General features: G+C 62.5%; 15 protein-coding genes and 1 tRNA gene. 8 read left to right on the forward strand and 8 right to left on the reverse strand.

Going from position 1 to position 17,743, the window contains the following annotated elements:
* Nucleotides 1–39: 39 nt before the first annotated feature.
* Both KBY73_RS08255 and gltX read left to right on the forward strand, forming a co-directional pair.
* Nucleotides 40–113 (forward strand) — tRNA-Asp (locus KBY73_RS08255).
* Between the two features lie 83 nt (nt 114–196).
* Nucleotides 197–1,651: a glutamate--tRNA ligase gene (gene gltX, locus KBY73_RS08260; protein WP_254936596.1), complete on the forward strand. Its 1,455-nt coding sequence runs from the start codon at nt 197–199 to the stop codon at nt 1,649–1,651.
* On the opposite strand, the gene KBY73_RS08265 is transcribed toward gltX, so the two are convergent.
* The 3 genes from KBY73_RS08265 to KBY73_RS08275 are packed head-to-tail and all read right to left on the reverse strand — an operon-like array spanning nt 1,583 to nt 3,653.
* A complete protein-coding gene (locus tag KBY73_RS08265; RefSeq protein WP_254936597.1) occupies nt 1,583–2,833 on the reverse strand; it encodes a cation:proton antiporter in 1,251 nt (416 codons plus the stop codon). The genes gltX and KBY73_RS08265 overlap by 69 nt on opposite strands.
* Nucleotides 2,830–3,072, reverse strand: a complete 243-nt coding sequence (locus KBY73_RS08270; protein WP_254936598.1) for a hypothetical protein — start codon at nt 3,070–3,072, stop codon at nt 2,830–2,832. Before KBY73_RS08270 ends, KBY73_RS08265 begins: the two co-directional genes overlap by 4 nt.
* Complete coding sequence (locus tag KBY73_RS08275) at nt 3,030–3,653, reverse strand: DUF1643 domain-containing protein (RefSeq protein WP_254936599.1); 624 nt, start codon at nt 3,651–3,653, stop codon at nt 3,030–3,032. The genes KBY73_RS08270 and KBY73_RS08275 overlap by 43 nt, the downstream gene beginning before the upstream one ends.
* On the opposite strand from KBY73_RS08275, the gene KBY73_RS08280 reads away from it, so the two are divergent.
* The 3 genes from KBY73_RS08280 to polA are packed head-to-tail and all read left to right on the forward strand — an operon-like array spanning nt 3,647 to nt 7,433.
* Nucleotides 3,647–3,985, forward strand: a complete 339-nt coding sequence (locus tag KBY73_RS08280) for a nucleotidyltransferase domain-containing protein (RefSeq protein ID WP_254936600.1) — start codon at nt 3,647–3,649, stop codon at nt 3,983–3,985. The two genes, KBY73_RS08275 and KBY73_RS08280, sit on opposite strands and share 7 nt — an antisense overlap.
* Nucleotides 3,982–4,374 carry a HEPN domain-containing protein gene (locus KBY73_RS08285; RefSeq protein WP_254936601.1) on the forward strand — a complete coding sequence of 131 codons (393 nt, stop codon included), beginning with the start codon at nt 3,982–3,984 and terminating at the stop codon, nt 4,372–4,374. The genes KBY73_RS08280 and KBY73_RS08285 overlap by 4 nt, the downstream gene beginning before the upstream one ends.
* Before the next feature lie 50 nt (nt 4,375–4,424).
* Nucleotides 4,425–7,433, forward strand: a complete 3,009-nt coding sequence (gene polA, locus KBY73_RS08290) for a DNA polymerase I (protein WP_254936602.1) — start codon at nt 4,425–4,427, stop codon at nt 7,431–7,433.
* A gap of 20 nt (nt 7,434–7,453) precedes the next feature.
* Here polA and KBY73_RS08295 read toward each other — a convergent pair whose 3' ends face one another.
* From KBY73_RS08295 to KBY73_RS08305, 3 genes are all read right to left on the reverse strand, one after another.
* Nucleotides 7,454–8,383: a sulfotransferase gene (locus KBY73_RS08295; protein ID WP_254936603.1), complete on the reverse strand. Its 930-nt coding sequence runs from the start codon at nt 8,381–8,383 to the stop codon at nt 7,454–7,456.
* Nucleotides 8,361–11,255, reverse strand: coding sequence for a glycosyltransferase (locus KBY73_RS08300; RefSeq protein ID WP_254936604.1), 2,895 nt, complete (start codon nt 11,253–11,255; stop codon nt 8,361–8,363). The genes KBY73_RS08295 and KBY73_RS08300 overlap by 23 nt, the downstream gene beginning before the upstream one ends.
* Before the next feature lie 92 nt (nt 11,256–11,347).
* Complete coding sequence (locus KBY73_RS08305; protein WP_254936605.1) at nt 11,348–12,184, reverse strand: class I SAM-dependent methyltransferase; 837 nt, start codon at nt 12,182–12,184, stop codon at nt 11,348–11,350.
* A gap of 161 nt (nt 12,185–12,345) precedes the next feature.
* On the opposite strand from KBY73_RS08305, the gene KBY73_RS08310 reads away from it, so the two are divergent.
* On the forward strand, nt 12,346–13,386 hold the full coding sequence (locus KBY73_RS08310) for a hypothetical protein (protein ID WP_254936606.1): 1,041 nt from the start codon (nt 12,346–12,348) through the stop codon (nt 13,384–13,386).
* 85 nt (nt 13,387–13,471) lie between these two features.
* Here the strand turns inward: KBY73_RS08310 and KBY73_RS08315 are convergent, their stop codons facing one another.
* Together KBY73_RS08315 and KBY73_RS08320 are read right to left on the reverse strand one after the other, a co-directional pair.
* Complete coding sequence (locus KBY73_RS08315) at nt 13,472–14,587, reverse strand: hypothetical protein (protein ID WP_254936607.1); 1,116 nt, start codon at nt 14,585–14,587, stop codon at nt 13,472–13,474.
* Between the two features lie 75 nt (nt 14,588–14,662).
* Nucleotides 14,663–15,079, reverse strand: coding sequence for a hypothetical protein (locus KBY73_RS08320; RefSeq protein ID WP_254936608.1), 417 nt, complete (start codon nt 15,077–15,079; stop codon nt 14,663–14,665).
* A 193-nt stretch (nt 15,080–15,272) separates the two neighbouring features.
* Between KBY73_RS08320 and KBY73_RS08325 the strand changes: the two genes are divergently transcribed.
* Entirely contained in the window at nt 15,273–16,601 is a 1,329-nt protein-coding gene (locus tag KBY73_RS08325) for a glycosyltransferase family 9 protein (protein ID WP_254936609.1), read from the forward strand.
* Between the two features lie 20 nt (nt 16,602–16,621).
* Nucleotides 16,622–17,716 (forward strand): hypothetical protein, encoded by a 1,095-nt coding sequence (locus KBY73_RS08330; RefSeq protein ID WP_254936610.1) that lies wholly within the window; start codon nt 16,622–16,624, stop codon nt 17,714–17,716.
* Nucleotides 17,717–17,743 lie beyond the last annotated feature (27 nt).

A 17,743-nucleotide genomic window follows, 5' to 3' on the forward strand; every position in this document is an offset into this window, starting at 1 on the left:
GAGTCGCCACGGCGACACAGTTAGCTCAAAAAGCTGCTTGGGACTGTAGTTCAACCGGTTAGAGCACCGCCCTGTCACGGCGGAAGTTGCGGGTTCGAATCCCGTCAGTCCCGTTCCATTTCAATTAGGAGTTGTCCCTGTGGATGCTGCGCAGTCCGTAGCAGGGCAACCCTCTTCAGAAACGACCCAGTCGGGTATGTCCCTGTCAGATCGGCCGGTGCGGGTTCGTCTTGCTCCGAGCCCAACGGGCACGCTGCACATAGGCACCGCTCGCACTGCAGTTTTTAACTGGCTTTACGCCCGCCGCCTGGGCGGGCAGTTTTTGCTGCGGATTGAGGACACCGACAAAGAGCGCAGCAAGCCCGAATACACCACCAACATCCTCGAAGGGCTGCAGTGGCTGGGGCTGCAATGGGACGGCGAACCCGTGATTCAGAGCGCTCGCATCAGCGAGCACCGGGCCGCCATCGAGCAACTGCTTGCATCCGGCCACGCCTACCGCTGCTACGCCAGCGAGGCGGAACTTACCGCCATGCGGGAGCAGCAGGCTGCCAGCAAGCAGGCCCCCCGCTACGACAACCGCCACCGCGACCTAAACGCCGAGCAGCAACAGGCCTTCATCGCCGAGGGGCGCCAAGCCACCATCCGCTTCCGCATCGACGACGAGGCCACGATCAAGTGGAGCGACCTGGTGCGGGGGGAAATGCGCTGGACCGGCGCCGATCTAGGTGGCGACATGGTGATCGCCCGCCGCGCCGCCGCCGACCAGATCGGCGACCCCCTCTACAACCTGGTGGTGGTGGTGGACGATGCCGCCATGGCGATCAGCCATGTGATCCGCGGTGAAGACCACATCGCCAACACGGCCAAACAGCTGCTGCTTTATCAGGCCCTTGGCGCCGAGCCACCGGTGTTTGCCCACACCCCCCTGATCCTCAACCAGGAGGGCAAGAAGCTCTCCAAACGCGACGGCGTCACCTCGGTGAGCGACTTTCGGCAGATGGGCTACACCGCTGAAGCCCTGGCCAACTACATGACCCTGCTGGGCTGGTCGCCGCCGGAGGGGATGGGCGAGCGCTTCAGCCTGGCTGAGGCCGCGGCAGCGTTTTCCTTCGAGCGGGTCAACCGCGCCGGCGCTCGCTTCGACTGGGACAAGCTCAACTGGCTAAACGGCCAGGTGCTGCACGAGCTGGGCCCCGAGGCCCTGCGGCAGGAGCTGCTGCCCCTCTGGACCGCCGCGGGCTGGCCGGCTGATTCCAGCGGCATCAGCGCAGATCCCGCCTGGCAGCTACAGCTATGCGAGCTGCTCGGCCCCTCCCTGACCTTGTTGGCCGACGGTGTCGACCAGGCCCGGCCGTTCTTCACAACCCCAGCCCTCAACGAAGCTGCCAGCGCCCAGCTCGAACTCGAGGGTGCGCGCCCAGCCCTGGCAGCCCTACTGGAGCAGTTGCCGCCAGGCGCCCTGGAGCCAGATCAGGCCCAGGCGCTGCTTGGCGAGGCCGCAACTGCCGCCGGCGTCAAGAAGGGCGTGATCATGAAGAGCCTGCGTGCAGCGCTGCTCGGCAGCCTCCAGGGCCCAGACCTACTGGCCACCTGGCTGCTGCTGCACCGATGCGGCGACGACCGCTCCCGCATCGCCCGCTGCCTCTGAGAGGCCAAGCCAGCGGGCCAGGGGTCCGGCGCTTAGGCCCTGCAACCCCACGGTGAGCAGGATCGTCAGAAACACCAACCCCTGCAGACGGCCGGCCCCCACCACTCCAGCCTGCTCAAGGCGAATCGCAAAGAGACTGGCCACTGCCGCGGTAACGATGCCGCGGGGCGCCAGCCAACTCATCAGGGCCCGCTGGGGCAGGCTGAAGGCGAGGCCCCAGGTGGCCAGGCCGATGGCCACTGGGCGCACCAGCAGCATCAAACTCAGCACGCAGGCCACCCCACCCCAGCCCAAGGGGCTGAGTTCGGCCCAGCTCACATCTGCGGCCAGCAGGGGAAAAAGCATCGTGATCGCCAGCTGGGCCAACTGACGAATCAACTCATCGAGCTCGGCGGCATCGGTATCGGGCCGGCGACCCACCACCACCCCGGCAGCCACGGCGGCGGGCAGCCCCGATTCGGGCAGCAGCAACTCACAGCCGCTGAACATTAAAAACAAGGTGCCCAAGGTGAGCTGGAGCCGCAGGGCCCCGGCCGGCTGGGCGGGGATACGGCACAGGGCTTCGGCCAGCAGCCAGCCGCAGAGCGCACCGATCGCCACACCGCCACCGAGCCGTTGCAGTAGCCCCAGGGCCAGCTCCCGCCAGCCATGGAGGTCGCCCAGGGCCAGCTCCAAAAGCAGTAGCGCCAGCACGGCACCAATCGGCTCCAAGATCAGGCCCTCCCCCTCCAACACCTCACCCAGAGGCGGAGCCAGGCGGATCTGCCGCACCAGCGGGGTTACCACGGTGGGGCCAGTGGCCAGCACGATGGCGCTGAACACCGCCGCCAGCGACCAATTCAGTCCCGCCAACCAGTGGGCGGCCAGCAGGCCAGCGGCGAGGCCGAGCACCAGGCGCACCAACACGATGCGCAGCACCGCCTGCTTGGTGGCATCACCTGGCAGGCGCAGATTGATGCCACCGTCGAACAGCACCAGGCTCACCAGCAGCCCCACCACAGTGCCCAGGCCGGCGCCCAGGTCGAGGGGTTCTACAAGGCCAAAGCCGGAGCGGCCGATCACCAGGCCGGCGCTGAGCAACAGCACCACCCCAGGCAAGCCGGTGAGCCAGGCCAGGGCCTGAGCAGTGGCCCCGGCAAAAACCGTGACCCCCCAAAGCAGGCCCAGCCGCTCAGGCGTCATTCATCGAGGGCGTTGAACTTGGGCTCCACGTGGATGCCAATCACGCCGTTGGGTCGCACCACCAGATACTCGCCCTCCATGTCGCCGATCGGCACATTCACGAAGGCGTCTGGGGCGGAGGCGGTGAGAACCCCGCCATACCACTGCTGAAACGCCTCCAGGGTGGGGAAATGGACGGTTTCGGTCTGGCCGCCGCTCATATGCAGGTGAACGGCGTAGCGGCGGGGGATGCGGGACATGGGGGCGCGCCAGGCAGCGAAACGGACGTGCCCACAGGATGCCCCAGGGTCTGTTGGTTGTGCCAGGTGAGTGGCTGCAGCGCAACATCACTGGCCACATAGAGGGGATGGCGGGGCTGGCCGGCGGCGGTGAGGCCCAGGGCCCAGAGACCAGGCCCCTGCAACAAGGCCAGCACCTCCTGATCGCGCCCCCGGCAGGCCCCCTGGTTGCCCCAGCCCAGCCAGAGGGTGGCCTCAGGCTGGGCCGCCAGCCGGTGCTGCAGCCAGAAATCAGCCTCCAAGCCCACCGGATCGGCGGCGCGGCGCAGCACCGCCGGCGACGGGCTGACGCGGGCAAACAGGTTGAGCACCTCGAGGCTGCCGAAGCCCCAGCGCTGGGCAAAGCCCACCAACCGCCGCAGGGTGGGATCGTCGCGCTGGCCATCGGCCCGAGAGGGATTGAGGCCGATGAAGATCAGCCTTGGCGCCGCCGGCTGCCACAGCCGCTCCAGCCACCAGCGGTAACGGCCGCAGGAGCTGAAGGCGGCGCTGCCGCTGACGATGGCCTCCTGCAACATCCCCGTAGCATGAAACGATGCCAAGCCTGGCCGCTATTCGCGAACAGCGCCTAAGTGCCCGCCTAACGGTGTTGCGCGCAGGCGCCGCAGTTGTTGCTGCCAACCATCCCGGCGGCGAAGTGTGGCTGTTCGGCTCGCTGGCTCGCGGTGACTGGGACGCCTATTCCGACGTAGACCTGCTGGCCATCGCCCCCACCCAGGTGGCCGCAGATGCCTTGGCCGATGCGCTGCTGGACGCCCGCCTAGGTGACGACGTGCTGGCCCTAAGCCAGGAGCGCTGGCAGCAGCTGAAAGGGGGCGACGATCCCTACTGGCGGGCCATCGGCCGCGACGCCCTGCGCCTGGATCAGCCGTGACTCCCAGGGTTGAGGCCTGGATCCGCCAGGCCCAAAACGATCTGGAGGCAGCGCGCTTCACGGCCGGCCAGGGGTTCCATGCCCAGGCCTGCTACCTGGCGGGTCAGGCCGCCGAAAAGGCGCTCAAGGCCCTGGTTCTGGCAACCGGGATCACTCCGCCATACAGCCACTCCCTCGAAAAACTGGTGGAACTGTTGCAACAGCAGGGCCTGGATCTCCCAGACCTGGCTGAGCTGCATCTCAAGGCGCTCACGCGCATGAACAGTGCCAGCCGCTACCCCCAAGGCGATGAGGCCCCGGCTGATCTCTTCGATGCCAATGACAGCAGCACTGCCCTGGGCACTGCGGAGGCCGTGGTGCGAATCGCGATGACCCGACTGCAAGCCTGAGCTCTGGCAGGCTGGCCCCCACGCCCGCGCCGCTCCGGCCCCCCGCACCTGTGGCCCCCAGCACCAAGCCCCTGCTGCTGCTGATCGACGGCCACTCCCTGGCCTTCCGCAGCTTTTATGCCTTCTCCAAGGGGGGCGACGGCGGCCTGAGCACCAAGGCCGGGGTGCCCACCAGCGTCACCTACGGCTTCCTCAAGGCCCTGCTCGACAACTGCAAGGGGCTCAAGCCCAATGGCCTGGTGGTGGCCTTCGACACGGCCGAACCCACCTTCCGCCACGAGGCGGACGAGGCCTACAAGGCCCACCGGGATGAGGCGCCGGAGCACTTTTTCGCCGACCTGGCCAACCTGCAGCAGATCCTGGCCGAGAGCCTCGACATCCCCCTGGCGATGGCGCCTGGCTTCGAGGCCGACGACGTGCTCGGCACCCTGGCCAACCGGGCCGCCAACGCCGGCTGGCGGGTGCGGATCCTCTCGGGCGACCGCGACCTGTTCCAGTTGGTCGACGACGAGCGCGACATCGCCGTGCTCTACATGGGCGGCGGCCCCTACGCCAAAAACAGCGGCCCCAGCGAGATCCGCCGCGAGGGCGTGATCGCCAAGCTCGGCGTCACCCCGGAGGAGGTGGTGGATCTCAAGGCCCTCACCGGCGACAGCTCCGACAACATCCCCGGCGTCAAGGGCGTGGGCCCCAAAACCGCCATCAACCTGCTGGCCGCCTACGACCATGTGGACGGCATCTACGCGGCCCTCGAAGCGCTCGAGCAGGCGGGGCCCAAGGCCAAGGATCCCAAGGGCGTGCTCAAGGGCGCCCTGGTGGACAAGCTGCGCGCCGACCGTGAAAACGCCTACCGGTCGCGCATGCTGGCCGAGATCCTGATCGACATCCCCCTGCCCAGCGAGCCTCGGCTGGAGCTGGGGGCAGTCAAGGCCGACGCCCTGGCCGGCAGCTTGGAGGAGCTGGAGCTGTACAGCCTGGTGAAACAGGTGCCCCAGTTCGCCCAGCTGTTCTCGGCCGTGCCGCCGCAGCCCAGGGAGGCAGCCAGCCCCGCGGGCGGCAAGGCCGTCACAGCCACCGAAAAGGCGCCAACGGCTGGTGAAACAGCGCATGCAACAAACGGTCCAACAGCTGCCGATCAGCCGGACAGCCAGAAGCTGCCCCAGCTCAAGCCCCAGCTGATCACCAGCCCCGAGGCCCTCGCCGCCCTGCTGACCCACCTCAACAGCTGCAGCGATCCCGGCCGCCCCGTGGCCCTAGACACCGAAACCACCAGCCTCAATCCCTTCCAGGCCGAGTTGGTGGGGGTGGGGGTGGCCTGGGGCGATGGCCTGGCGGAGCTGGCCTACATCCCGATCGGCCACCACCCGCCCGCGGCGGCCGACCTGCTCAGCGCCCCCCCAGACGCGCCGAGCCAACTGCCCCTCGCTGCGGTGCTCACCGCCCTGGCCCCCTGGCTGGCCAGCGCCTCCCACCCCAAGGCCCTGCAGAACGCCAAGTACGACCGGCTGATCCTGCTGCGCCATGGCCTGCCCCTGGATGGGGTGGTGATGGACACGATGCTGGCCGATTACCTGCGCGATGCCGGCGACAAACACGGCCTCGACGCCATGGCCGAGCGCCACTTCGGCTTCAGCCCCACCAGCTACAGCGAGCTGGTGCCCAAGGGAGCCAATTTCGCGTCCGTGGGGATCGCCGAGGCGGCGCTGTATTGCGGCATGGATGTGCACCTCACCTGGCGCCTGGCCCAGCTGCTGCGCCGCGAGCTAACGGCCATGGGCGATGCCCTGCCCGAGCTGCTCGACCAGCTGGAGCTACCCCTGGAGCCGGTGCTAGCCCTGATGGAGGCCACCGGCATCCGCATCGACACCGCCTACCTCGGTGAGCTCAGCGCCGAGCTCAAAATCACCCTGGATCGCCTCGAGGGCGAGGCCAAGGCCTCCGCCGGGGTGGACTTCAACCTCGCCTCCCCCAAACAACTGGGCGAGCTGCTGTTCGACACCCTCGGGCTGGATCGCAAGAAATCGCGCAAGACCAAAACCGGCTGGAGCACCGACGCGGCCGTGCTGGAGAAGCTGGAGGCCGATCACCCAGTGGTGCCCCTGGTGCTGGAGCACCGCACCCTCAGCAAGCTCAAGAGCACCTACGTGGATGCCCTGCCGGCCCTAATGGAGCCGGAAACCGGCCGGGTGCACACCGATTTCAACCAGGCCGTCACCGCCACCGGGCGCCTGAGCAGCAGCAACCCCAACCTGCAGAACATCCCAATCCGCACCGAGTTTTCGCGGCGGATCCGCAAGGCCTTCCTGCCCCAAGAGGGCTGGAGCCTGATCAGCGCCGACTACTCCCAAATTGAGCTGCGCATCCTGGCCCACCTCAGCGGCGAGGAGGTGCTGGTGGAGGCCTACCGGACCGGCGACGACGTGCACGCCCTCACCGCCCGGCTGCTGCTGGAGAAGGACACCGTGACGCCGGATGAACGTCGCTTGGGCAAGACGATCAACTTCGGCGTGATTTACGGCATGGGCGCCCAGCGCTTCGCCCGGGAAACGGGCGTGAGCCAGGCCGACGCCAAAGAGTTTCTGAGCAAATACAAGCAGCGCTACCCGAAGGTGTTCGCCTTCCTGGAGCTGCAGGAGCGGCTGGCCCTGAGCCGGGGCTACGTGGAGACGATCCTGGGCCGGCGCCGCCCCTTCCACTTCGACCCCAATGGCCTGGGCCGGCTGCGGGGCAAGGATCCCCTGGAGATCGACTTAGAGGTAGCCCGCCGCGGCGGCATGGAGGCCCAGCAGCTCAGGGCTGCCGCCAATGCGCCGATCCAGGGCTCCAGCGCCGACATCATCAAGCTGGCCATGGTGCAGCTGCACCGGGAGCTACAGGCCTCCGCCCTGCCGGCCCGGTTACTATTGCAGGTGCACGACGAACTGGTGCTCGAGGCGTCCCCCGAGGCGCTTGATCAGGTGCTCACCCTCACCCGCGACACCATGGAGCGAGCCGTGGCCCTCTCGGTGCCCCTGGTGGTGGAAACGGGCGTGGGGCCTAACTGGATGGACGCGAAGTAGGCATTCCGAACAGCCCAGGCTCAGCCAGCCGCGACTGGAGGCTGGATCGGGTAACAGATTCGTTCTTCGCCCATCTGCAGGAGCTCAACGTAGCCGGTGAAATCGGCCTGAAGCACGATGGCTCGCATCTGCTCCGGCGACAGGCGCCGAGCTGCCCTTTCCGGATTGACACTGGGCAGACTGCCGTGAGCTCTGGTATAAACACCCTGAAGGGATTCCATGTCAATGCAGTCATCGGCGCTAGCAAGCCCAATCGACTCATAGACGCCCTTACACACAGTCACGAAAGCATTGAATTCGGAAAATCCGGAGGAGGCAGCGTCATAATCAAACACCAAAACCCTATGATCCTTAGCAATCTGGCGTACGCGACTTATATAGGTATTCCAGTCACGAACCCCATCCTGAATAGAATATGACCAAGGATCGTTGGTGCTCTGCAACCTGGCCAGATAGGACAAGCAGACATCAAACACATTACGCAGAGTGGCGACAAAAGTCACATCAATACCCTTGACCTGATCAAAAAACGCCTGATGCTCGTAGAGCTTAGGCAACTTATCCCCATAACGGAGAATCGACTGAGCCTGCAGCCGATTGAGCAGATCCGAATTGACCAGCTGATGCTCACATTTAAGGGCCTCAAAATCGCCAACACAGGCAGGTTGATAGCTGGCAAGATTGAGTTGCTTGGTCGAGTTGAGAATGCCATGGCGTTCAATCAATACCAACGCCTGGCGATGAGCATTAATCAGCTCGGCTAGCAGCGTGGTGCCAGAGCGAGGGCAACCAAAGATGAACAGGTTTGCGTTGGGGATAGGGAAGGAAGAGCTCATGATGGAGGTTGATGGAGGAGGTGAGAAGAGAACGCTGCGCTTACCACGATCAAGCCGTGAATCCCAGCTCGCGGCAACTAATTCAGAAACATTAACTTGAAGCATAGCCACCATCAACAATATCTTTAATATTATGAGAAAATGCGACAGGATCACAGTCCTGGTTGAAGGCTCGAATCATGTGGCGGCGAATCGCGCTGAGGCGGGATGGATCAGAAAACGCCAACCTCACCCCATCAGCGAATTCAGCAGGAGTGTCAGCGAGTAGCAAAGCTTCCTGCCCAGCCCAGCCAATCTGCTCGGCGATTAGGGAAGTGGTCAAAGTAGGAATACCAAACGATGAAGCCAGATGCACCTTATGGGGGATACCTGCGGCATAGCGCGTTGGGGCTACAAACAGGCGAGCGCGTGAAAAGAGTTGGGTCAGATCATCCACAAGTCCTTTGTAAACTACAAACGGGAAAACCGCTTGCATCTCCTTGATCAGCTCAAGCGTGGCATCGCATTTGATATTGCCAGCAATGACAAAATGGTTTAGGCCTTCGGGCAGCTGACCAAGGGCAGGAAGCAGATCGTTGTACAACCACTCCAGGGAATCGTGATTGGGCGAGAATTGATCGTAAATAGCCCCGAGGAAAACCAGCGAGTCTCTCGGCGTGCAGTCGAAATCATGCTCGTCACCAAATCCTGGAAAGCAGTGCCCGACCAGCTGACACTGCTTACCTGGGAAAGTGCTGGCAATTACCTCGAGCTCCATCTCACTCACGCAGGTGATGCAGTCAGCCATCTCAAAACGAGACAGCTCCTCCCTGGCGAGTGCAACCAAGTTCAGCCCATCAAGGCTGCGGAGGTGCTCACCACTATCCTGTAAAACTGTGAACGTATAATGACGGATCGAGAACAGCGACTCTGCATCAAAGATGATTTTGGCCCCGATGGAAATACCAATCTCACTGAGCTCGCTTGCAATGGCCTTGAAGAGCTGCTGATTGTGCTCGCGGCTTACAAAAATATAATCATAGAAAGCGTGCCTCTCACGAATAATTCGCTTGAGATAGTCGAGGTCATCCTCAATACACTCCACGCCCACGGGAAGCGATAACGCATTAACGCGAGAGCGCTCAAAGTCAGTGGCATAAACCGTAAGGAAACCGCAGAAATTCATCAACTGGCAAACAATGTCGCTGGAGCGACTGAAGCCAGAGCCTGAATGACGCTCCGGAATCTGATCATCGATGAACAGAACCTTGGGCCCTGGCTTGAGATGACCATGCAGAACACTATCAATGCTATTGGCGGAGAAGAGACCTGCGGGAAGATGGGTGGATAACCTCTCAGCATGGACTTGGCAGAAGAGCTTCTGATTAGTTGCCATTTGCCTAATCGCCCACTCATTGCCACTGGAGCTACCGAACTCATAGTGGTGAATAGTGACCAATGGGCAATACAAGATGGGGATACCTTGCGCCGCCGCACGAAAGCACAAATCCGTTTCTTCGTAGTATGCAGGGGCATAACTCATATCAAAACAACCAAGTCGCCTGATCAGCCCCGTTGTCGAGGCAAAGAAAGCCCCAGAGATGTAATCAACGGTGCGCTCAAAGTTATAGAGGTGAAAGCCTGGATCCCGGCGTCGCCCAAGGCCAGAGCAGGATCCATCTGAAAACACGATCGATCCCGCATCCTGGATGTAGCCATCGGCATGCAAAACCTTTCCTCCAACAATAGCCTGATCTTGATAACGACTTAGACAGGCCAAAGCCTCATCAAGCGTGTCTTCACATAGCAGTGCATCATTATTGAGAAAGCAGAGGTATTCGGTCTGAACAAGCTCCAAGGCCTGATTACAAGCCAATAGGAAGTGAGAATTCTGCTTGTTGTTAATTACAGTCACGTTGCCCTCAAGCCTGGCCAGCAGTCCTGGGGTCTGATCTGACGAGTTGTTGTCAACAATGATGAGATGCAGGTCCTTACGAGCTGAGGCAGCGATGCTCTTAAGGCATGCCAGGGTGTAGGCAGCTTTGTTGTAGACAATCACGACGATGGTCGTACTTGCCTTCTCGGAACCGCCGATGCAAAGGACGTGAGGCGACTCCATAAAGTCGCGCAACATTTTACTAAGGCGACGGGTGTTGTGAGCTTTATGACGTAGATAGAATTCCTCACTGACCGTGTCCAGCGCAAGTGGACTCTTCCTATACAGCCGGCCTTCATTTTTACCGTACGCGACATAATGCTGCGAAAGAATAAATTGCGCCTCGCTGATTGTCGTGTTCTTGTCAGTGAGCAGGCATTGCAGGTCCGGATTGCCATCGATGTACTCTTTCCAATCGAAATCAGCAGGTAGTTGTCCAGCTAGCCTTGCCAGCCCCCTTTCGATTCCCTGGCGGCCGGCAATGCGCCCTTCGCTGAATCCGAATTGCTCAAAGTGTTCGAATAGCTGATCGGCAGAGAGCTGGTTGAGCTCTGGGTTTAAGCGCCGATAGATGCTGGGCTCAAAGAAACCTGTAAGCCAGTTACTGGCATGAGCCTCCGCTTCCTGCGAAAGCGGTGGTTGTGTCGTCAACGCCTTTTGGAAGTGTTGGTAGGCACTGAAGCCATCATCGAGGCTTCTGAGCTCAGCTAACTTGTAATGACACCAACTGATCTCGTGCTGCTGCAGCGATATCTCCAGGGTTTGCAGGGCGGACTGCTGTTCACCACAGGCCACTTCTAGGCAACCCTTGTGGTACAGAAACCAGGCCTGCTGATCGGATCCAAACCTGAAATCGCAGCGTTCAACAATCTGCACCAACTGCTGCGCCAAGGACAGACTTCCCTGCTCGATCGCTAGTTCGATCTCCTTGAGAATCTTGGTAAGGGCTTGATCCGACAATGGAGTGGCCGGTGCCACCGGCTCCGCCACCGCCCGATTGGGCTCAAGCAGTCGGGCGGGATCCTTGAGAACCAGGATCATCTGCTCTGTCGTGAGCTTGGGGGAAGACATCGGTGGGAACCGGACGGGCGGAGCGTTTAAAAGTCATGGCTTCGATCCGACCGGTGGGCCGGGGCAGACCAGGAAGCACGTGCAACATCGGTCTAGCGCTGGGCGACAATCACCAGCACGCCTGGGAGATCGGAACCCAGCACGCCATGCTTCCAGCTGGCAATGTGATGAATGGCCACATCGCTGAATCCGGCCTTCCGCAGCTGATCCAGCACATCCCAGCCGGGGACCCTATAAACCAGAGATCCGCTCTCCGGCCGGATGGGGTCGCCATGAAATTCCGCCTCGCCGTTCGGAATTAGCGCATCTGTTTGGGGGTCGTGGCTGGCCTTGATGATCGAGCCCAGCTGCCCAAATGCCAGGGGGCAAGTTGCCAGGAGGCGCCCACCGGGCCGCAACACCCGAGCGATCTGGAGAAAAGCCCCATCCAGATCACGCACATGCTCAAACAATTCGTTGCACAACACCAGATCGAAGCTGTTATCCGCAAAGGTGAGGGCACTCAGATCCTGGTGCTGAATCTCGCTGAAGGAACGCTCGGCAGCATCTAGATATTCACTGCACTGCAGGCGATCCGAGCCCAGGTGAAGGGACAGCCACTGGGCGAAGCCAGAAAGAGCCTCCACCAGGTACACCTGGCTATGCCCGAGACTCTCCAGATATCCATAAAAATGCTCGAGCAGCCAAAGCACAGCTCTGTTGCGACTGAGCAGACCATCTGCGATCAATGATTCGCGGTAGTTCGGGCCCTGGATCGCAATGGCATCGGGCGCTATGTGACGATCGGTGAAGGGCTCCAGAAACCCAACCTGTCGCGTCATGGCAACACATTCATCTAGCAGGGCTGCCTGACGCAGCAGGCCCTCCAATTCAGGCTGGAAGTCGGCAAAACTGCCGTAGCGGCGGTGCAGGTCATGCAGAGCGAGCACGGCCTGGCTGAGCCTCGGCAATGGATGATCGAGTGACTGAGCCAAGGGGCGCTTGGCGGGTTTATTGGACTGTAGGGACGGTGCAGGAGCACCGCATCCCCGACCATGCATCATCTATCGATCAGATTAAAGTTGTGCTCTAAGAATCGGCCTGGCCTGGCTTGGCAACAGCGATACTGCATATCGGCCTCGAAAAAACTGGCACTTCGTCGCTGCAGGAGTTTCTTCAGCTCAATCGAGAGCAGCTGTTACTGCGTGAGGGAATCTGGATCCCTGATTTTCTAGGCAGAGGCTCGCAATGGCCTCTTGCCGTCATCGCCTACGCCGATGCACGCTCCGACGATCTCACCGCTCCCCTCGGCAATGCTCAAACGCGACTGTGCCGCATTGAAGAGCTACGCCAACAGATCATTGCCAGTGTCCAGAAGAACCCAGCCCGAGTCCACTGCTTTTCATCCGAACACCTCTCCTCACGACTCACCAGCGTGGAAGAGATCACCCGGCTGCGCGACTTCCTAAGCCCTCTGTTCGACGACATCACGATTCTTCTTTATCTGCGGGAGCCGATCCGCCTAGCCATCAGTCGCCAGAGCACATACGTGAAGATGGGGCTCGGTCCATTTCAGTTGCCAACCCCCCAGCAGCTCGCGGAAGGGTTCAATTTCCGAACCATCATCGAACTCTGGCAGTCAGTTTTTGCCGGCTGTCTTCAGGTCAGGCTGTTCGATCCATCCCAACCATCATTCGATCTGATCAACGACTTCTGTGATGCGGTGGGCATTGCGGATTCCGACCGCTATCTCCGACCTGAGCGTGTCAATGAATCGCTCGACTGGACCGTGATGCGCTTGCTATCCCGGATCAACCAGGTCGCCCATGAACGGTGGGGTGAGCCGCTGCCATGGACCTATCTGCAGCGACTGGTGTCGTTGCTCGAGCAAATGTCCAATGCCCCTGGCCGCGTACGCAGCAGCTACGTGGCCCCGGCGGATGCCGTGGTGGCGTACCACGCCTACTTCGCTGAGCAGGAGCAGTGGCTACTCGCAGGTTTCTTCCCTGGTCAACGATCGCTCTGGCACAGCCCCTACCGACCACCGGAGACGGAGGAGGCCCTAGCTGCCCCAGCCCAAATTCTGACCATCAGCGACGCCGAGGAGATGCTGTGCCGGGTGATCGTGGAGCTGCCTGCCCTGCAGGCCTAATTCCTGATCGCCTGGCACCCATCGAGGCACGATGGTGCCTCCAAAAACTGTTCAGTTGCAAAGACTGTTCAGATGCGACGACTGTTCAGGTCCAACGGCCGAACCAGCGATGGCGCCATTCACCGCTGCGGAGCAGGGCACGGCCGGAGCCCCGCCCGCGATGGAGATACCAGAGGCGATTGAGGGGAAAGCTACGCCGGTTCTGGGCGGCCAAGGTCGGGTCCCGGCGCAGGGTGGCGCTCTCCTGTGGGTTGCAGGCCAGCATCGGCGCATGGGCAAAACTGCCGTCCAGTCGATCCACCGCCGGGCAGGCCAGCAGGCGATCCCGGTAGTCGAGGTCCTCGCAGTAGGCCGGATAGAAGCGTTCGTCAAACAGACCCACCGCATCCCAGGCCAGGGCTGTGAGCAGAAAGGCGGAGAAAGCCCGCTCGCCAGGCAGCAGGGGCATAAATTGGGGGCGATCGGTGTCCATCCGCTCCAAGGCCATCGCCAGCACTCCCGGGGCCAACCGCACATCGTGATTGGCTATCAGGGCCAGCGACGCCTCCGGAAAGCTCCGCAGAATCAGGTTCCAGGCCCCCGCCACGCCGAGGTTGCCAAAGGGGCGCGCCACACGCACCCGGCCCACCCTGGGGTGGCCTTCCTCCTCAAGCCGTACCAAGACCCGCCTCAGGGCAACGGCTTCCTCGTCATTGCGATCGCCGCTCTGATCGACGATGGCCAGGGTCTGCACGGGAAGGTCCAGGCTGGCCAGCAACGCCAGCAGATGCTCCACGCCATTTAGGAGCGGCACTCCCAGCAGGGGCAGGCAACCCTGCGGCGGGGGTGCCGGCTTCAGCTGATCGAGGGTTTGCCAGAACAGCTCAGGCAGCTGCGGATCGCTGCAGCGCTCACTCACATCCGCCAGACAGGCCCAGAGCTGCGGCGCCGCCAGCTGATCGGGATCGGGAGGATCGGGCAGGTGCAGCGGCAGTCCATCACGCCATTGCAGCAGCCACTGCAGCACTGCCAGCCGCGCCCGCTGCACCTCCCCCAGCTCCAGCAGCAAGTCGATCGCTCGGGCCCGCTGCTCATCGGAGCCGTGCAACAGCCAATCGCTATCAGCAAGCTGCCCTCCGTAACGAGCTCCGAGACCTCGCCAGCTGGCCACTGCCGACTCAAGAGCCTGGAGAGAATTCAGCGAGCTGGGATCTTGCTGCATGGCCATGCCGACGTGCACTCATAAAAAATGCCCGGCCGAAGCCGGGCATGAAAAGGGAAGAACAACGAAGATCGTTCAGCCCTTGCCCTTGCTGGATTTGAAGATCTGATCCAGGGTTCCATTCGAGCTGGGCGTGAGATCGGGGAGACCTGAAACGGGGTTCAGGAAATCGGCCGGTGCTGTCACCACGGTGCTTCTAGTGGGCGATCCGATCAAGTCGGGCTTACCTGCAGTGGCAGGCTTCTGACCAAGAACAATGGCATCAGCAGGCCCTGAAACTTCAGGAACACCGGTTATGGCATCTATTTGGAGGCTTCCGGTCGACCCAATTTCCAGCCGATTTAGCTGGCCTTGAGGGTAGCCAATAGTCTTGTGGAGGTCTTCGGTGCGCTGGGGCATCGAAGAGGTTTCGTAGACATTTTTGCCGTTGGGCTTTGAATCGCTCAGAAAGTCATAAAGACTCTGGCCTTCGGGCAGGGTTGAGGATGGCATGGCGGTTCGCGTTCAGAGGATACGTGGCCGTCAGGCTGCGAGACCTGGCGGTTGCCTCAGATGTGGTGCAGGACTCCTTCAACCTACAGCAAACTTGCTTGAACCATCGGGACCATGCGCGTCCATTCTCAAAACCGCTCCCAAGCTGTCCGCCTGATCCGGTGGCACACGTCTCAGAGGTCAATCCGTGGCCATGGCTGAGATCTCCTCGATCAATCCCCAGGGTCCTGACTTGGCCCTTCTGGAGCTGGCGGCGCTGCATCAGCAGCAGGGACGTTGGCTCGAGGCTGCTGCGATCTACGGCTCCCTGGCTCAGCAGAATCCCCAGGATCACCGGCTGCTGGCCAACCAGGGCAATGCCCTCTGGCTCGCCGACCTGCCCGAAGCGGGAGCCCAGTCCTATCGCCAGGCTCTGGCACTTCAGCCCGACAGCAGCGTCAGCCTGCGGGGTCTGGCGAGCTGCCTGCGGGACCTAAACCTCTGGCAGGAAGCCCTGCGGACCAGGGAACGGGCTGCGGCCCTGATCAACTACGGCAGCAACGAAGAGGCCATGAACCGCTGGTCCCGCAGTCAGTTGCTGGTGGGTGCCCAGCAATGGCGTGAGGCCTTCGATGCCATGGCCTGCCGCCATCACCCTCCGGGCAGCCCACCGCTGGATCTACTGCAGCCGCGGCTTGAGATCGAAACTGAACAAGGATATGGCGACACCTTCCAGTTCCTGCGCTTCCTCGTCGCGGTGGTGCAGCAGCGCGACGCCGCCGGTCAACTGGAGCCCGTGGATCTGTGGGTGGAGCCGAATCTGGTGGAGCTGCTGCAGGAGGGCCTGGCCTGGCTGCCATGCCCACCCCGCCTGCTTGCGGTGGGCGATGGTCCATCACCAAACATTCAGCCCAATCACCAGACGGTTGCCACCCCTGGATTGGGGCGTCCGACCCTGCTCGATCTCCCCCACCATCTGGCCATCGACACCGTCAGCCCGCAAGGCGCCTACCTGCACAACCCCCTCTGGCCGGAGCGTCAGCGCCGAGGCGAGCCGCCGCTGGTTGGGATTTGCTGGGCTGCGGGACGGAAGCTCGACGACCCGTTCACAACCCGGGAGTACGGCAAGCGCACCCTGCCACCTGTCGTGCTCTGGCGCCTGCTGGAGGGCCTGCGGCAGCGGGGTGCCTCGGTCGTGAGCCTTCAGGTCGGTGCCGACGCACACACTGCCGAGGCGCTCGGCTTTCCGTTCTCGGCCCCACCTGAACCCATTGAGAGCTTCCTTGGCTCAGCCCGAATGCTGAACCAGATCGATTTGCTGGTAAGCGTAGACACGGCCCTAGCCCATCTCGCTGGAGCGATGAACAGACCTGCTTGGATCCTGCTGCCCTGGAGCGCCGATCCCCGCTGGCTGGAGGCCGGCTCCAGCTGCCCTTGGTACGGCAGTCTTCGCCTGTTCCGGCAACCCCGCAGCGGCGACTGGCACGGGGCCATCGATGCCCTGCTCAATGCCTGGGACGCTGATCCAGTCCATGATTGTTGAGATAACAGGATCCCTTGGTCATGGGTCGATTACGGCGTCTGCTAGGTCTCGGCTGGCTGGAATCCAGCAAGCAGGAGAGGCCACCGGCCCTCTCGCTGGATCCCGACTCACGGCCCAGCGCCGAGCCGAGTCCCCTTGAGCTGACCCCCTGGTCAGCCACCCAGCTGATCCATATCTTTCAGCAGCTCAGCCAGCAGCCAGACCGCGCCAGCCTTGAGGGGGCCCGGGCCTCGCGAGAGTGTCTCTCCCGCTTCTGGCTGGCCGCGCCGGTGGATCAGCTGGAAAGCCTCTACGGCGGACCGATCGGCCAGGCCCACCGACTGCTGCTGGCCAGCATCCTGCCGGCCCTGCCGCTCACACCCCAGGAAGAAGGCTGGAAGGCCAGCCTCACCCACTACCTACTCGACTCCTTCGAGCGGCCCGAAAGTCCGAACGTGTTGCTGGCCCTGCTGCCTTACTACGACCGGGCCTGTCTGCGGGTCGCCGATGCCAAGCAGCAGATACCCGGATGGCTGCTGGGTGATTACGCCGAGCGCTGCGAGCCAGCCTTAGCCGACCAGCTGCGCCAACGCAGCAACCGACCGGCCCTGCCTGGCCAGATGCCGGCAACACCGACGCCATCGATTGCGAGCAGCGACGCCCCACCCCTGCCGGATCTTGCCCCGCTGCAGGGGGATGACTGCATGGCCCTGATCACCGATGCCGGCTTCCTCGGTCGGGTGGGAGGACTGATAAACGTCTACGCCATTGATCCCGGCGACGCCGAGGTGAAGCGCGAACTGGCAGCTGAGCGCCGCCAGGTGGCCCAGATCTGGCTTGATGTGGAGACAAACCAGGTGGAGGCCCTCTACCGCACCCCCTTCGGCCAGCTCACGGCCAACCTGATCGCCTCAGGATTCGCCCGAGAACCGATCAGCAGTGAGGAGGAAGCCGTGCGCCTGCAGCTGGGAGCCGTACTCGGCAGCCTGGAGCATCCCCGCAGCCTCAATGCCTTGATGGCTGCCGTGCTCTACTTCCCAGCCGGCCGCGTCAGCTTCAGCGGCAGCGCCGAGGCAAAGCTGCCGAGTTGGGTGCTCACCGAACTGGAGCTTTGGCGCAGCCGCTCGCCGGTCTGAATGGCCAAGTGAGCACGGAAAACGCAG

Origin of the sequence: Cyanobium sp. Tous-M-B4, assembly GCF_024345395.1 — a bacterium.
Taxonomy (GTDB): Bacteria; Cyanobacteriota; Cyanobacteriia; order PCC-6307; family Cyanobiaceae; genus Cyanobium_A.

Excerpts from the sequence above, each read along its gene's own strand:
- KBY73_RS08325 (WP_254936609.1), top strand. The coding sequence starts at position 15,273 with ATGGCTGAGATCTCCTCGATCAATCCCCAGGGTCCTGACTTGGCCCTT.
- KBY73_RS08330 (WP_254936610.1), top strand. The coding sequence starts at position 16,622 with ATGGGTCGATTACGGCGTCTGCTAGGTCTCGGCTGGCTGGAATCCAGC.
- KBY73_RS08300 (WP_254936604.1), bottom strand. The coding sequence starts at position 11,255 with ATGTCTTCCCCCAAGCTCACGACAGAGCAGATGATCCTGGTTCTCAAG.
- KBY73_RS08265 (WP_254936597.1), bottom strand. The coding sequence starts at position 2,833 with ATGACGCCTGAGCGGCTGGGCCTGCTTTGGGGGGTCACGGTTTTTGCC.
- KBY73_RS08320 (WP_254936608.1), bottom strand. The coding sequence starts at position 15,079 with ATGCCATCCTCAACCCTGCCCGAAGGCCAGAGTCTTTATGACTTTCTG.
- gltX (WP_254936596.1), top strand. The coding sequence starts at position 197 with ATGTCCCTGTCAGATCGGCCGGTGCGGGTTCGTCTTGCTCCGAGCCCA.
- KBY73_RS08295 (WP_254936603.1), bottom strand. The coding sequence starts at position 8,383 with ATGGTGGCTATGCTTCAAGTTAATGTTTCTGAATTAGTTGCCGCGAGC.
- KBY73_RS08270 (WP_254936598.1), bottom strand. The coding sequence starts at position 3,072 with ATGTCCCGCATCCCCCGCCGCTACGCCGTTCACCTGCATATGAGCGGC.
- KBY73_RS08280 (WP_254936600.1), top strand. The coding sequence starts at position 3,647 with ATGCCAAGCCTGGCCGCTATTCGCGAACAGCGCCTAAGTGCCCGCCTA.
- KBY73_RS08315 (WP_254936607.1), bottom strand. The coding sequence starts at position 14,587 with ATGCAGCAAGATCCCAGCTCGCTGAATTCTCTCCAGGCTCTTGAGTCG.